The 12,650-nt window shown below is 71.8% G+C and carries 14 protein-coding genes; 4 read left to right on the forward strand and 10 right to left on the reverse strand.

All coding sequences use genetic code 11. The annotated features are described in order from the left end of the window. Window positions 1–30 precede the first annotated feature (30 nt). Window positions 31–681 (forward strand): NAD(P)H-binding protein, encoded by a 651-nt coding sequence (locus DEJ21_RS00635; protein ID WP_111223393.1) that lies wholly within the window; start codon window positions 31–33, stop codon window positions 679–681. Window positions 682–785: 104 nt separating this feature from the next. Here the strand turns inward: DEJ21_RS00635 and DEJ21_RS00640 are convergent, their stop codons facing one another. Next, window positions 786–1,772 (reverse strand): matrixin family metalloprotease, encoded by a 987-nt coding sequence (locus DEJ21_RS00640; RefSeq protein ID WP_111223394.1) that lies wholly within the window; start codon window positions 1,770–1,772, stop codon window positions 786–788. Window positions 1,773–1,892: 120 nt separating this feature from the next. Next, the gene (locus tag DEJ21_RS00645) at window positions 1,893–2,594 is read right to left on the reverse strand and encodes an SDR family oxidoreductase (protein ID WP_111223395.1); all 702 of its coding nucleotides are present in this window, start codon (window positions 2,592–2,594) and stop codon (window positions 1,893–1,895) included. Between the two features lie 95 nt (window positions 2,595–2,689). Here DEJ21_RS00645 and DEJ21_RS00650 point away from each other — a divergent pair, with 95 nt between their 5' ends. After that, window positions 2,690–3,085, forward strand: coding sequence for a MerR family transcriptional regulator (locus tag DEJ21_RS00650; protein ID WP_111223396.1), 396 nt, complete (start codon window positions 2,690–2,692; stop codon window positions 3,083–3,085). Window positions 3,086–3,143: 58 nt separating this feature from the next. On the opposite strand, the gene DEJ21_RS00655 is transcribed toward DEJ21_RS00650, so the two are convergent. The 5 genes from DEJ21_RS00655 to DEJ21_RS00675 all read right to left on the reverse strand — a co-directional run bounded on the left by DEJ21_RS00655 (window position 3,144) and on the right by DEJ21_RS00675 (window position 7,929). Next, window positions 3,144–4,139, reverse strand: coding sequence for a LacI family DNA-binding transcriptional regulator (locus tag DEJ21_RS00655; RefSeq protein ID WP_181435740.1), 996 nt, complete (start codon window positions 4,137–4,139; stop codon window positions 3,144–3,146). 163 nt (window positions 4,140–4,302) lie between these two features. Next, window positions 4,303–4,947: a response regulator transcription factor gene (locus DEJ21_RS00660; RefSeq protein ID WP_027466877.1), complete on the reverse strand. Its 645-nt coding sequence runs from the start codon at window positions 4,945–4,947 to the stop codon at window positions 4,303–4,305. Continuing rightward, window positions 4,944–6,287: a sensor domain-containing protein gene (locus tag DEJ21_RS00665; RefSeq protein WP_111223398.1), complete on the reverse strand. Its 1,344-nt coding sequence runs from the start codon at window positions 6,285–6,287 to the stop codon at window positions 4,944–4,946. The genes DEJ21_RS00660 and DEJ21_RS00665 overlap by 4 nt, the downstream gene beginning before the upstream one ends. Before the next feature lie 129 nt (window positions 6,288–6,416). Beyond that, window positions 6,417–7,109 carry a DUF6766 family protein gene (locus DEJ21_RS00670; RefSeq protein WP_164941154.1) on the reverse strand — a complete coding sequence of 231 codons (693 nt, stop codon included), beginning with the start codon at window positions 7,107–7,109 and terminating at the stop codon, window positions 6,417–6,419. Window positions 7,110–7,206: 97 nt separating this feature from the next. Further along, entirely contained in the window at window positions 7,207–7,929 is a 723-nt protein-coding gene (locus DEJ21_RS00675) for an SDR family NAD(P)-dependent oxidoreductase (RefSeq protein WP_111223399.1), read from the reverse strand. Between the two features lie 138 nt (window positions 7,930–8,067). Between DEJ21_RS00675 and DEJ21_RS00680 the strand changes: the two genes are divergently transcribed. Both DEJ21_RS00680 and DEJ21_RS00685 read left to right on the forward strand, forming a co-directional pair. Further along, window positions 8,068–9,471 (forward strand): hypothetical protein, encoded by a 1,404-nt coding sequence (locus tag DEJ21_RS00680; RefSeq protein ID WP_111223400.1) that lies wholly within the window; start codon window positions 8,068–8,070, stop codon window positions 9,469–9,471. Between the two features lie 97 nt (window positions 9,472–9,568). Beyond that, the gene (locus DEJ21_RS00685; protein ID WP_111223401.1) at window positions 9,569–9,901 is read left to right on the forward strand and encodes a DUF4190 domain-containing protein; all 333 of its coding nucleotides are present in this window, start codon (window positions 9,569–9,571) and stop codon (window positions 9,899–9,901) included. An 82-nt stretch (window positions 9,902–9,983) separates the two neighbouring features. Here the strand turns inward: DEJ21_RS00685 and DEJ21_RS00690 are convergent, their stop codons facing one another. From DEJ21_RS00690 to DEJ21_RS00700, 3 genes are all read right to left on the reverse strand, one after another. Further along, on the reverse strand, window positions 9,984–10,553 hold the full coding sequence (locus DEJ21_RS00690) for a manganese efflux pump MntP family protein (RefSeq protein ID WP_027466883.1): 570 nt from the start codon (window positions 10,551–10,553) through the stop codon (window positions 9,984–9,986). Between the two features lie 230 nt (window positions 10,554–10,783). Then, the gene (locus DEJ21_RS00695) at window positions 10,784–11,641 is read right to left on the reverse strand and encodes a LamG domain-containing protein (protein WP_111223402.1); all 858 of its coding nucleotides are present in this window, start codon (window positions 11,639–11,641) and stop codon (window positions 10,784–10,786) included. Further along, on the reverse strand, window positions 11,638–12,522 hold the full coding sequence (locus DEJ21_RS00700) for a S26 family signal peptidase (protein WP_111045713.1): 885 nt from the start codon (window positions 12,520–12,522) through the stop codon (window positions 11,638–11,640). Before DEJ21_RS00700 ends, DEJ21_RS00695 begins: the two co-directional genes overlap by 4 nt. Between the last annotated feature and the right edge of the window lie 128 nt (window positions 12,523–12,650).

A 12,650-nucleotide genomic window follows, 5' to 3' on the forward strand; every position in this document is an offset into this window, starting at 1 on the left:
CACGGAGCCGCCCCGAGTAGCGTCCGGCCCATGAGCAACGTCATCGTCTTCGGCGGCCACGGCAAGGTCGCACTCCTCGCCACCCGCATCCTGTCCGAGCGCGGACACACGGTCACCTCCGTCATCCGGAACGCCGACCAGTCCGACGAGATCCGAGCCCACGGCGGCGAACCGCTCGTCGCGGACATCCAGCAGCAGTCCCTGAACGACTTCGCCGAACTCGTCCGCGGGCACGACGCCGTGGTGTGGTCGGCCGGTGCCGGTGGCGGGTCCGTCGACCGGACCTGGGCGATCGACCGCGACGCTGCGGTGCTGTCGATCCAGGGGGCGAAGCTGGCCGGCGTCGACCGCTACGTGATGGTGTCGTTCTCGGGCTCGCAGCTCGACCACGGCGTCCCGCAGGACCAGGACTTCTTCGCGTACGCGCAGTCGAAGATGATCGCCGACGCCGTGCTCCGCGACTCGGGGCTGCAGTGGACGATCGTCGCCCCGAGCACCCTGACCGACGACGAGCCGACCGGCTCCGTCGACTGGGACGGCTCGTCGACCCAGGTGCCGCGCGGTGACGTGGCGCACGTGGTCGCCGACGTGGTCGAGAACCCCGGCACGGCGGGCAACACGTTCCGGTTCAACACGGGGTCGACTCCGGTGGCGGAGTTCCTGCGCGCCGACGCGGTCTGACCAGGACCGACCGCGCCGACGCGGCCTGACCGAGACCGACAGACCAACGGGGTCGCGGCGGTTCTCCGCCACGACCCCGTCCGTGTCCCTGCAGAGCGTCGAGCTCAGTAGAGCGTCGAGATGCCCGTCATGTCGCCACGGCCGAGCGTGCGGCCGTCGAGCTCGCAGTAGCCGCCGGACGGCTCCATGACCTGGCCGGTGCCGGTGGCGACGTGGTCGAGGCCGTACAGGTGGCCCCACTCGTGCGTCGCGACGACCTGGGTGTCGAAGCGCGCGCCCGAGCAGGTGGCCGTCGAGCTCCACTTGAAGCCGGTGGCGTAGCGCTGGTCGGCCTCGCGGGCGTTGCCGTTGCCGTCGAACCAGACGCACGTCACGCCGAGGGTCCCGGTCGGGAGCTTGCCCCAGCCCATCACGTTGTAGCCGTTGTTCCGCGAGCAGCCGCCCTGGTCGGTGAGGTTGGGCTTCTGGGTCGCGAGACGCAGGTAGTCGTTCTTCGCCGTCGACGTGACGGTGCGGTCACATGCCGAGATCGTGCCGTTCCACGCGTTAGCACCCTTGCGCAGGGCGTCCTTGGCGTACGTCGACTTCTGGTCGGTCTGGTTGTAGTACCACTTGACCGTGCTCGGCCAGGTGTAGCCGGACGCCTTGTACGCCGTGCTCGTGCACTTCGTGGTCGCAGCGGTCGTCGCGGCGGGAGCGGCCTGTGCCGTCGCGGCCTGGCCCTGCGCACGCTCCTGCTGGACGGCGGGGGCCGAACCGGTCCAGGCCTCGTCCACGCGGACGGCGACACCGGCGGAGCCGTTGTTGGCGATGAGGACGTCGGCGAGTTCGGGCGCCCCGGGGGCGGCCGAGCTGCTCGCCATGACGCTCTCACCCGGCGCGGGGAGCGCGAAGGTGCGGCCGTCCGGCGTCACGACCGTGCCGGAGGTCGCGGTGCAGCCGCTCTCGAGCGTCTGCACCGACAGGGCCCCGGGGGCGCAGCTCGCGCCGGCCCCCGGGGTCGCCGCCTGGGCGGGTGCTGCGGTGATGGTGAGACCGGCGAGGATCGCGACGATCGCCCCGGTGCTCAGCGCGTTCCTGACAGGACGCATGGTTCCCTTCCAGCGGCAGGCGACGTGCCCCCGCTCCTGATCGGGGTCCATGCTCGCCGATGACCGCGCACCGGGTCCAGGACTGCGCTGCGCGGACACGCCCCCAGTCAGGGGCGACGCTCAGGCGAACTGCGCGTAGAAGCGCTCCGGTGCATCGGCGAGCGACGCCTTCACCATCCGGCTCCAGTCGTCGACGACGACCTCTGCCGCACCCCGCTCGACGCCGTCCAGCGCGGCCCGCGCCACGTCGGCCGGGTCGACCTTCGGCCCCTCGTAGCCGTCCATCATGTCGGTGTCCGCCGCACCGAGGTGCAGCCCCTGCACGCTGATCCCCTTGCCTGCGAGCTCCAACCGGACGGCGTTCGTCAGGTTCCACTCGGCGGCCTTCGCCGCCGCGTACGCGCCGGATCCCGGGTAGACGAACCAGGACAGTGCGGACAGGACGTTCACGATGCCGCCGCCACCGTTGCGCTCGATCACCGGCGCGAACGCCCGGATCATCGCGAGGTTGCCCCAGTAGTGCGTGTCCATCTCGCGGCGCGCATCGGTGAGGTCGTCGGTGAGCAGCGAGCCCGTCGTCGAGATGCCGGCGTTGTTCACGAGCAGGGTGACGTCGCCCGCGGCGGCAGCCGCCGCGTCGATCGATGCCTGGTCGGTGATGTCGAGGGGCAGCGCGACGACGCCCTCGATGTCCACGAGCTCGGGTCGACGTGCGGTCGCGTAGACCTTGGTGGCTCCGCGCTCCAGCAGCTGCAGAGCGAAGCGGCGTCCGATGCCGCGGTTCGAGCCGGTGACGAGTGCGACCGATCCAGCGATCTCCATGGTGTCTCCTCCTGCCGCTCGGGTGTCTCCCGCATCGGCTCGGCTACGCTAAGACCTCACATTCATGTCAGGGGCAAGCCCCGGATCGGAGCACCATGCGCATCGGTGACCTCGCAGCAGAGACCGGCGTCAGCGTCCGCTCGCTGCGGTACTACGAGGAGCAGGGGATGCTCACCGCGTCGCGCACCGCGAGCGGGCAGCGGATCTACACGGACGCAGCCGTCGAGCGGGTCCAGCTCGTGCAGCAGCTGTTCGCCGCCGGGCTCGCGAGCCGCACGATCGTGCAGCTGCTGCCCTGCGTCGACCGCGGGGAGTCGACGCCGGAGTCGTTCGCGCTGCTCATCGCGGAGCGGGACCGGATCACCGCGCAGCTGGCCGAGCTCGAGGCGGTCCGGGGGCGGCTCGACCAGGTCATCGCGATCACCGAGCACCCCACCGCCGAGCACTGCCCGGCACTGCGTGACCGGCCTGCGGAGCCGGTCGCGGCCTGAGACGCGGCACCGGGACGGACTGGAGGCCCGTGGCGGGTCCGCCACGGGCCTCCAGTCCCTAGCGGGTCGCTGACGACGCCCGCACCACCAGCGCGTGGCGCGAGCGCAGCACCCCCGGTGCCGCCGGGGCGCCCTCCTCGAGCTGGGCGACGAGCACCCCGACCGCCGTCGCCGCGACGCGGTCCAGGTCGGCCGACACCGTGGTCAGCGCCGGGGTCGAGTACGCCGACTCCTCGATGTCGTCGAACCCGACGACCGCGACGTCGTCCGGTACGGTCCGGCCCGCGAGCTGCAGGGCACTCATCGCCCCGAGCGCCAGCGCGTCGTTGCAGCAGACGATCCCGTCGACCGGCACGCCGGCGTCGAGGAGTTGGCGCGCAGCCGCCGCACCCTCGGCCCGGTGCCACAGCGCGGTCGGCACGACCCGCTCGGGCGCGAACGGCACACCGTGGTCGTCGAGCGCCTCGCGGTAGCCCCGCAGTCGCTCCTGCGCCGTGCGCACGGGTCCCGACGGGTCGGAGCCGATGAACGCGATCGACCGGCGACCGGCGTCGAGCAGGTGGGCGGTCGCGTCCCGCAGCGCGTCCGCGTTCGACATGGCGATGAACGGCACGGGGGCGTCCGGGATCGGCTCGCCGAGCACGACGAGGGGGAACTTCACCTCGAGCGCGGCGGCGTCGCTCGGCCGGACGGTCAGCGGGCTGTAGATGATGCCGTCGATGGAGTGCTCGCGCATCCGGGTGATCGCGTCCGCCTCGCGCACGCCGCTCGCGGTCTGCTCGATGAGCACCGTGTAGCCCACGGCTCCGGCAGCGCGGATGACGGCATCGGCGAGTTCCGCGAAGTACGCCTGCCGCAGTTCCGGCACCGCGAGCCCGAGCACCTTGGAGCGTCCGGCGCGGAAGTTCCGGGCCGAGACGTTGAGCTCGTAGCCGAGCTCGTCGACGGCGGCCATCACACGGTCACGGGTGCGGACGGAGACGTGTTCGTAGCCGGACAGCACGTTCGAGACGGTCTTCTTCGAGACACCCGCCACGGCGGCGACGTCGCTCATCGTGGGCGGAGAGCGGTGCCCCTGCGCCATCGGGCGCCCCCTCTCACGTGCGGACTGCGTTCGGCAGGAACCTACCGCACCAGCGCGGTGCGGACCGGACGGGAGGCCCGTGGCGGGCCCGCCACGGGCCTCCCGTCCAGGCTCGGCCCGTCCAGGGCCCCGCTCAGTCCGCCAGGAACCGCAGGACCGCGAGCACCCGCCGGTTCTCGTTCGGCGTCGCCTCGAGCCCGAGCTTCGTGAAGACGGCGGTGACGTGCTTCTCGACGGTCCCGCCGGACAGGAACAGGGTGTCCGCGATCGCGGCGTTCGACCGGCCCTCGGCCATCAGACGCAGCACGTCGGTCTCGCGGGCGGTCAGCGAGTCGAGCGGACCGCTCGTGGCACGCGGCGCCTGGACCAGTGCGGCCGCCACCTCGGGGTCGAGCACCACGTTGCCCGCTGCGACCTGGTGCAGCGAGTCGATGAAGGTGCCGACCTCGGCGACCTGGTCCTTGAGCAGGTACCCGACGCCGACCGTGGCGACGTCGAGCAGCGCCCGCGCCCACTGCGCCTCGGCGTACTGCGAGAACAGGAGCACCCCGACGTCGGGCCGGACGTCCTTCACCCGCACGGCCGCACGGACGCCCTCGTCGGTGTGGGTCGGCGGCATCCGGATGTCCATCACCACGACGTCGACCGCGCCGTGCGCGACGGCGGCCACCGCGGCGTCGCCGTCCGACACCGGCACGACCTCGTGCCCGCGACCGCGTAGCAGCGACGTCAGCCCCTCGCGCACGATCGTGTTGTCGTCGGCGACGACGATCCTCACCGTTCGGCTCCGCTCGGCATGCGCATCCGGACGCGGGTCGGGCCGCCGGCGGGGCTGTCCACCTGCAGGTCACCGTCGACGGCGCGCAGCCGTTCGAGCACGCCGGCCAGGCCGGTGCCGTGACCGTCGGGGGTGCCGAGCGCGACGTGGGCCCCGCCGTGGCCGTCGTCCTCGACCTCGACGAGCAGGTCGGTGCCGAGCATGCCGACCCGGACGGCGGTGGCCGAGGCTCCGGCGTGCTTCGACACGTTCGTCAGCAGCTCGAGCACCCCGAAGTACGCGATGCCCTCGACGACGCGGGACGGCCGGACGGGCAGGTCCACCGACAGCGCGACGGGGAACGGGGTCCGGGAGCACGCCGAGGTCAGCGCGGCCTCGAGCCCCTCGTCGAGGACGGGCGGGTGGATGCCGCGGGCCAGGGCGCGGAGCTCGACCAGGGCCTCCTTGGTCGACGCGTGCGCCCGGTCGACCAGTGCGGTGACCGCGTCCGGGTCAGCGCCGGTCTGCAGGCGGTCGCGGGCGTCGCCGAGGGTCATCGCCAGGCCGACGAGCCGGGCCTGGGTGCCGTCGTGCAGCTCCCGCTCGATGCGGCGCAGGGTGGTGTCGGCGTCGAGCACGGCGGCGTCGCGCGAGGCCGTGACCTGGCGGAGCCGCAGGTCGCGGGCGGTGGCACCGAGCAGGGCGCGGATGACCACACGCTGCAGTGCCGCGAGCCCGTGGTTCACCGCGGGCCAGAGGAACAGCACGATGAGCAGGCCCAGCACCGCGAACGCGACCTGCAGCGGCGGGGTGTCGACGTACACGCCGAGGAACTGCGCACCGCTGTGGAGCTCGCCGTCCGCGCCCCGCTGCGCCGGCAGGAAGTGCCCCCACGCCGCGTGGGTCATCGCGCCCAGACCGCTCACGAGCACCGCGGTCGAGACGGCGAACGTGGTCGTGGTCAGCACGAACCCCGCGAGCAGGTACGCGAACGCCCGCCAGGTCGGGCCGTCCGACAGCCGGGCGAACGCGGTGCCGAGCGGCGTCGAACCTGCACGGGGCGGTGCCGGAGCGACGACGACCTGCCCGAGCAGCGCGGCGGACATCCGGCGGGTGAGCGCGGCGAACCAGTGCGACCCACCGAGCAGGAACGCGGCGACGACCAGGCCGACCCAGGTCAGCGACACCGGGATGCCGACGGCCAGCACGACGACGAACCAGGCCAGCGCGGCGATCGCGATCGGCAGGTGCGCGGCGTGGAACGCGAAGGCCCGCCAGGTGCTGCCGTCGGCGACGGCTCGGAACGGTCGGAACCGGGGGAGGGTGGTGGGTTCGCCCGGGGTGGCGACGGCGGTGTACATGCGGACCTCTTCGTGTCGGTGACGAGCTTATTGCCCGGCACCAGCCTCGCTGCGGGGGTCCGCCCGCACACCGGTGCTGCCCCCCGTGGTCGGTGGGGAAACCCCGCGATCATCGTCAGCCGGGTCGGCTCAGGCCCCGGTCTGCTCCGTCGGTGCGGCCACGGGCTTCGACTGGCTCGACCCTCGTTGCCGCAGGGACACGGTGGCGATCACCATCACCGAGATGACCAGGAACTCCGACTGCCAGTTCTGCATCGACTCGAACCAGAACTGGCTCGTGCCGAGGTAGCCCCACGCCGAGACCACGCTGTCGCCGTGCTCGAGCTGCTCCTCGTTGTAGGCCGCAGCGCCACCGATCACGTGCCCGACGACACTGCCGAGGAACAGCACCGCGAACAGGATCAGCAGCGAGTTCTCGTACAGCACGAGCACGATCCCGCCCCGGCGCACCGGCCACGGGGCCTTCGGGTCGTCGGCGTGCTCCCGGGGGTCCTCGTCCTGCGGGCTCTGTTCGTCCAGGGGCTCGGACTCGCTCGACCCCTTCTGGAACAGGAACACCGTGAACACGATGTACGCGCCCATCTGCAGGAACTCGCTCTCCCAGTTCTCGAAGGTCGCCTCGGCGAAGTCGCCGCTCGTCAGGAAGCCCCAGAGCGACACGGCCGCCTCGCCGTGCTGCAGCGCGTCTGCCGCGGACACCCGCCACCCGGCGAACACCATGCCGACGAAGCACACGACGAAGACGGCGACGTTCGCGAGGAGCAGGCCGTGCCGTCGCACGCGCTGCCACCCACTCGATCCGTTGTGCAGGCCGAGGGTCACCGGGTCCTCCGTTCGTCGTCTCGACGCCATCCTCGTCCGGACGCCACGAACGCCTTCGCAGGAGCACCCGACCGGTCGCGGCGGTTCCGTCAGCGACTCAGAGCGTGATGCCGGTGGCCTCGCCGAGCGCGTCGAGCAGTGCGGTGCGGAACCGCTGGTCCGCGACCGCCGGGTGCGGTTCCTGCCGCTCCCCGTGGAACCAGTAACCGCCTGTCACGGTTTGGTCTGGGTCGGTCGCGAGCGTCTCCTGCGTGCGGTGTCCCAGCTCGAAGTCGTCGGGAGCGCCGGCCCCGCCCATCTTGGTCGCCACCCAGCCCGGGTCGACGGCGTTGCTCAGCACGCCCGGGCGCCGGAGCGGCACCTCGGCGGCGAGCGCCGTCACGAACAGCTTCGTGTCGGAGTACGAGTTCGTCTCCGAAGCGCCGGTCCAGTCGACGGTGTCCAGGCGCGGGCGGCCGCCCCGGTGCATCCCGCTGCTCAGGTACACGTGCCGCTCCGGCGAGCGCAGCAACGCGGTGAACAGGTAGGGCGCCACGACGTTGACGGGCACCAGGGAACGGCCCGAGATCACGCCGGCGTTGTGCACGACGGCGTCGAGCGGGGTGCCAGCGTCGAGTTCCCGGGCGGTGGCGATCACGGCGTCGCGGTCCGCCAGGTCGGCGACGACGAGTTCGGCGCCGCGCTCCACCAGGTCGGCGACCGCCTCGGCGCGGGCCCGGTTGCGCGCGTGGACGACGACGTCGTGCCCGCTGCGGAGCAGCGAGTCGGCGGTTCCCCGCCCGAGGCCGTCGGTGGATCCGGTGACGAGGATGCGTGCCATCCGCCCATCATGCGCCCGACGGCTGCGGCGGGTCCGGCAGGTGGACCGGGAACGGACGGACGGGAGGCGCGGTGCGGGCCCGCCACGAGCCTCCCGGCTGTTCACGGCCCGGCCAGAGGGCCGCGGTACGGTCGCTGCATGAGCAGCTTCCTCGAGCCGATCGACGCCGTCGGCGTCGGTGACGCGACGATCGTGCCGGACGCCACACGACCGGTCGCGGCGATCGTCACGGGCGACGACGTGCGGTGGGTGACGTGGCCGGACGCCCCGTTGCCGGACGGTGCGGTCGACGAGATCGGGGTCCTCGCGACCGACGAGGGCGCTTGGGTGGTCTACGTGTCGCGCGAGGACGCTGAAGGCGACCTCGACACAGAGTCGCGGACGGCCGTGCACGTCACGCCGACCGGGGTGACGTGCGCGGTCGACCTCGGGGATCGACGGGTGCTCGGGGCGGACGTCGAGGGGCTGTGGATCGGCGACCCACGTGACGCGTCCATGTGGATGGGTGAGGACGAGGACGAGGGCCTCGGGGATCCGGAGGACGACGAGGCAGTCGAGGACGACGAGGACTCGGACGACCCGCTCGACGGCGTCGACCCGGAGACCCTGCCGTGGGCGCCGTCGGAGCCGTTCTGGCCGTCGCCGGAGGAGTGGGCGGCGACGCTGGCGGCCGGCGAGGAGCCGGAGGACGACGAGCCCGAGCTGCTGGACGACGATGACGACGATGGGCCCCGGTACTGGAGCGTCAGCTTCGGCGGCGTCGAGGGCGGCTTCGTCCCGCCGCCTGAACCGCAGGCGGAACCCGCTCCGCCCCTGCCGACCCCGTCGACTGAACTGGTGCTCGTCCGGACCGACGGCAGCCGGACGACGATCGCCGTCGACCACCTGGTCGAGGACGTCCGCCGTACCGGCTCGGTCCTCACCATCCGGTACGCACCGACCGGTCCGCGACTGGAGCCCGACGCGTCCGTGTTCCGGAACGTCGTCTACGTCTCCCGCGAGGTCGACCTCGACCTGACCGGCGGCCTCCCCGCCACCGTGACCACGGAGGACCTGCCGTCCCGCCCCGCGAACGACGAGGACGAGACGTCGTGGGAGGACGAGCAGGAGCGTCTGGAAGCAGCCCGCGCTCCGTGGACGGAGCGGTTCGACCTGACCGACGTCGAGGGCGCGCACTGGCCGTTGCACGACCTGGACGCTGCCGCACGGGAGCGCGCGGTCGCGGACCTCGTGGACGTGTTCGAGGCCCTCGACCAGCCCGGCATCCTGTGGACCCGCGACCACCCGGAGCCCCGCCGGTCGGCGAGTGACTACCGGGCGGTCGAGGTCACCGTCGAGGGGGAGTGGCCGGCGACCGAGCTCGTGGTGTCGTTCGAGCACCGCGCCGTGCCGTACCTGCGGCTCCGTCGGCGCTACCGGGTGTTCGACGACGCCGGGCACGTGGAGGACTGGACCTACGTCACGGTGCACCTGGAGGAGGAGATCGCCACCGGCCACATCGCTGACCGGTCGGACGCTGTGGACGGGGTGCTCGACATCTGACGGGTGCGGTCCTGCCTGATCCCACCGCCCCGTACGGCCCGCTGGTCCTGTACGTTTCCTGTGTAGACATCCCCCTGATCAGAGAGGACGCGGCGCCATGAGTGACGGCACGCCCCAGTACAACCAGCAGAACCCGAACCCCTACGCCGCCGGCGGGCAGCCCTACGGCGCTCCGATGCAGCCGTCGTCCGACCGCTTCAACGTCATGGCGATCGTCGGGTTCGTCCTGGCCTTCGTGGTGAACATCGCCGGCCTCGTCGTGTCGATCATCGCGCTCTCGCAGATCAAGAAGACCGGGGAGCGCGGCCGCGGCCTCGCCCTCGCCGGCATCATCATCAGCGCCCTGTCGCTCGTCTTCGGCATCATCTGGATCATCTTCGTGATCGCTGTCGTCGCGAACGCTCCGGCGGGCAGCATGGGCAGCTACTGACACCCACCAGCACCAGAACGGAGGCCCGTGGCAGCTCGCCACGGGCCTCCGGTCTGTCTGGGGCTGGTTCCGGACCGTGGCCTCAGCCGATGACGCCGGTGTGCTCCAGCACGATGTTCAGGCCGATCAGGATCAGGACGACGCCACCCGCGATCTCCGCCGGCTTGCCGAAACGGGCACCGACACGACGACCGACCAGGACCCCGACGAACGACAGCACCGCGGTGGTGATCCCGATGAGCAGCACCGCGCCGCCGATCGACACGGGCAGGAACGCCAGGGTGACGCCCACCGCCAGGGCGTCGATGCTGGTCGCGACCGCCAGCACGAGGAGCTCGCGGACCGGCAGCCGATCGGTGTCCTGCTCGGTGTCCTCGTGCTTCGAGAACGCCTCCCACAGCATCTTCCCGCCGATCAGCGCGAGCAGCCCGAACGCGACCCAGTGGTCGAAGGCCGCGATGTACTGCGCGAACGCCGACCCGAGCAGCCAGCCGAGCAACGGCATCACCGCCTGGAACACCCCGAACGTCAGCGCGATCACGATCGCGTGCCGCACGTCGAAGCGCTTCATGTGCAGGCCCTTGCCGAGGGCGACGGCGAAGGCGTCTGCGGAGACGCCGAGCGCGATGAGGAACAGGGCCCAGAAGGACATGGGGGTGGCGCCTTTCGAGACGGTCGGATGGAGACTCCGACGTCTCAGGACCTGACGATCCTGGCACGGTCGAGGGCACGAAAAGGCCTGATCAGCGGGATTCGTCGGCCCGAATCCGCGGGTTGGTGGGCCCGGTCCGACAACCCGGCCCACGTCGTCGACGTGACCAGGGGACGGACTGGAGGCCCGTGGCGGGGCCGCGGTGCGCCTCCAGGCCGGCAGTCAGTGCGTCAGGAACCGGCGGCCGCGTGCGCCGCGACCTGACTGGCCGTCAGTTCCGTGCCGTAGACGGCGGCGTACCGCATCGACCCGGTGAAGTACGGGTTGTTCGTGGCACCCGGCCATCCGCTGACGACGTCGTAGCCGACGCGGAAGTACCCGGTGAAGTTCTCGGGGCTCTTGAAGGCCGTGTTCGACGCGACGAGCGTGCCGTCGACGTACAGGCGCATGCCGTTGGTGGGCGACATCGTGGCGACGGTGTGGTGCCACCTGCCGTCGTTGACGGCCGACGGCGAGGTGAGTACCTGGGTGGCACTGCCGGTGTACGTGCCGAACGCGAGCTGGCCGCTGGTGGTCAGGTAGAGCTTCCGGTCGTGCTGGCTCGACGCTCCGGTCTGACTGCTGCCGAAGCCGATGAGCATGCCGCCGGCGACCGTGGTGCGGAACCAGACCTCCTCGCTGAATGTCGTGGGGTTGGCGTACGAGCGCGGGGTGGAGACGTAGCTCGTGGAGCCGTTGAGCGCGTAGGCGCTGCCGCTGTCACGCGGGCAGGCGTTCGGGCTCGGCGTGGTCGCGGTCATGGTGCCCTGGTAGGTGCCGTTCGCGCCGCGACCCGACCAGTCGGTGGCCGTCTTCGATCCAGAAGCCTCGATCAGGCGGTAGGCGAACAGCGCGTTCGCGGTGTCGGCGCCGACGGCACCGGTGCACGTGAAGTACGGGGCGGTCGCCGCCGTGTTCGCGCTGTTGGTCACGCGCGCGGTGTACGCCGAGCGGGTCGGGGCGAACTGGTTCAGCAGGACGACGACGGCCAGGGCGACCACGAGGAGGACGGCGACGACGCGACCGTCGCGCAGGCGACGGAGGATCACGAGGGACGCACCGCCTCGACGCGGCCGACCGCCAGGCACGCCACGAGCGGCACGAGGCACACGGCGAACAGGGCGACCCAACCCAGGGGGTCGAGGTCGATGTTCGACATGAGCTGGTAGTGCCCGTTCTTCGTCAGCTCGTGGATGACGACCTTGCCCATCTCACCGTCGACCAGGTGGACGCTGTTGCCGCCGTGGGCGTCGACGCGGACCGGGAAGATCCCCGACGAGATCACGGTGGCCTCGACGCCGGTCGGGCTCGAGGTGTTCGTGATCGTCGTCACGTTGACGAACGGCTTGAACACGAACGCCGCGTACGCGACGGTGAGGGCGCTGCCCGCGATCCGCAGGCACGTGCGGGTCACCCGGTCGGTGAACGCGCTGGTCAGGGTCAGGATGATCAGCGTGCCGATGAGCAGGATCGGAGCGGCCCGGAGCAGCCAGCCGATGCGCGGGACCAGGAGTGCGGGGGTGCCGATCACGTCGGCCTGGGTGAGCGTCCACGGGTCGGTCGCGCCGTTGACGTCACCGCGGGTGTGGATCCCGCCGTCCGCGTCGATCGAGACGATGCGGTGCGTGTAGACGACGTCCGGGTTGGCGGAGGTCTCGAACGAGACGATGTCTCCGACGCTGAGCGTGGCGACGTCCACCGGCAGGTCGAGCACGAGGGTGCCGACCGGGGCGGCTTCGCCCATCGAGGGGGTCTCGACGACGAACCAGCGGCCGCCGGCGGAGAGGAACAGGACGGCGGCGGTGAGGAGCAGTGCGGCGATCGCGGCGACCGACCAGGCGAGGACCGTCTCGGAGCGGGTGACCTGACGGCCGCGGAGGACCGGGCGGTCGAGCATGCCGCTGAGCGGGATCGCTGCGGTCTGGCTCATGGGCGCTGCTCCGGGGATTCAGGGGAATGGCGACGCTCGACCGGAGGGGGGTCGGCCGAGCGTCGCCGGTCTGGGGGGAGGGGTGATGGGGGGTCGGATCAGGCCGGATCAGGCTGGATCAGGCTGGA

It is taken from the genome of Curtobacterium sp. MCSS17_006 (assembly GCF_003234215.1).
GTDB lineage: Bacteria > Actinomycetota > Actinomycetes > Actinomycetales > Microbacteriaceae > Curtobacterium > Curtobacterium flaccumfaciens.

Coding starts and splice junctions, on each gene's coding strand:
- DEJ21_RS00635 (WP_111223393.1), top strand. CDS start 31: ATGAGCAACGTCATCGTCTTCGGCGGCCACGGCAAGGTCGCACTCCTC.
- DEJ21_RS00640 (WP_111223394.1), bottom strand. CDS start 1,772: ATGCGTCCTGTCAGGAACGCGCTGAGCACCGGGGCGATCGTCGCGATC.
- DEJ21_RS00645 (WP_111223395.1), bottom strand. CDS start 2,594: ATGGAGATCGCTGGATCGGTCGCACTCGTCACCGGCTCGAACCGCGGC.
- DEJ21_RS00650 (WP_111223396.1), top strand. CDS start 2,690: ATGCGCATCGGTGACCTCGCAGCAGAGACCGGCGTCAGCGTCCGCTCG.
- DEJ21_RS00655 (WP_181435740.1), bottom strand. CDS start 4,139: ATGAGCGACGTCGCCGCCGTGGCGGGTGTCTCGAAGAAGACCGTCTCG.
- DEJ21_RS00665 (WP_111223398.1), bottom strand. CDS start 6,287: ATGTACACCGCCGTCGCCACCCCGGGCGAACCCACCACCCTCCCCCGG.
- DEJ21_RS00675 (WP_111223399.1), bottom strand. CDS start 7,929: ATGGCACGCATCCTCGTCACCGGATCCACCGACGGCCTCGGGCGGGGA.
- DEJ21_RS00680 (WP_111223400.1), top strand. CDS start 8,068: ATGAGCAGCTTCCTCGAGCCGATCGACGCCGTCGGCGTCGGTGACGCG.
- DEJ21_RS00685 (WP_111223401.1), top strand. CDS start 9,569: ATGAGTGACGGCACGCCCCAGTACAACCAGCAGAACCCGAACCCCTAC.
- DEJ21_RS00690 (WP_027466883.1), bottom strand. CDS start 10,553: ATGTCCTTCTGGGCCCTGTTCCTCATCGCGCTCGGCGTCTCCGCAGAC.
- DEJ21_RS00700 (WP_111045713.1), bottom strand. CDS start 12,522: ATGAGCCAGACCGCAGCGATCCCGCTCAGCGGCATGCTCGACCGCCCG.